Source organism: Onishia taeanensis (assembly GCF_013349955.1).
Classification (GTDB): Bacteria; Pseudomonadota; Gammaproteobacteria; order Pseudomonadales; family Halomonadaceae; genus Onishia; species Onishia taeanensis_B.
Genome location: NZ_JABVXC010000040.1, coordinates 1 through 998, shown reverse-complemented (window position 1 = coordinate 998; position 998 = coordinate 1). Strand labels below are relative to the sequence as shown.

The 998-nt window shown below is 61.1% G+C and carries 1 protein-coding gene; it reads right to left on the bottom strand.

The annotated features are described in order from the left end of the window. Positions 1 to 119 precede the first annotated feature (119 nt). The coding region (cysD, locus tag HUS66_RS17360; RefSeq protein WP_175072445.1) for a sulfate adenylyltransferase subunit CysD at positions 120 to 998 on the bottom strand (879 nt) is incomplete at its 5' end.

The window sequence follows — 998 nt, the reverse complement described above, 5'->3', positions numbered from 1 at the left end:
CGAAGTCCATGCCAACGCCTCCCTGGGGTTTCTTCCAGCTTCAAGCTTATGGCTTACAGCTGGTTTCTCTTCCAGCTTCTAGCTTCCGGCTTCCAGCTTTCTAATTCGCCTGAGGCGAATTAGAAGTACCCCTCCCTCTTCTTGCGTTCCATCGAGCCGGCCTGGTCGTGGTCGATGGCACGCCCCGAGCGCTCGGAGGTGCGGGTGAGCAGCATCTCCTGAATGATCTCGGGTAGCGTGGTGGCCTTGGATTCCACGGCGCCGGTCAGCGGGTAGCAGCCCAGGGTCCGGAAGCGCACCCACTTCTCTTCCGGCACTTCGCCTTCTTCAAGCGGCAGGCGGTCATCGTCGACCATGATATCCATGCCGTCGCGATGCACTACCGGGCGCGGCGCGGAGAAGTACAGCGGCACGATGGGGATCGACTCCAGGTAGATGTACTGCCAGATGTCGAGCTCGGTCCAGTTGGAGAGCGGGAAGACGCGGATCGACTCGCCCTTGTTGACCTTGGCGTTGTAGATGTTCCACAGCTCCGGGCGCTGTTTCTTGGGGTCCCAGCGGTGGAACTTGTCGCGGAAGGAGTAGACACGCTCCTTGGCGCGACTGGCTTCCTCGTCGCGACGCGCGCCGCCAAAGGCGGCATCGAAGCCGTACTTGTCGAGCGCCTGCTTGAGCGAGGCGGTCTTCATGATGTCGGTGTACTTGGAGCTGCCGTGGTCGAACGGGTTGATGTTCGCGGCGACGCCTTCCTGGTTGATGTGCTCGATCAGCTCCATGCCCGCCTCTTCCGCCATGCGGTCGCGGAACTTGATCATCTCGCGGAACTTCCAGGTGGTATTGACGTGCATCAGCGGAAACGGCGGCGTGCCCGGATAGAAGGCCTTGCGCGCCAGGTGCAGCATCACCGAAGAGTCCTTGCCGATCGAATAGAGCATGACCGGGTTGGCGAACTCGGCGGCCACCTCACGGATGATATGAATCGACTCGGCTTCGAGTTG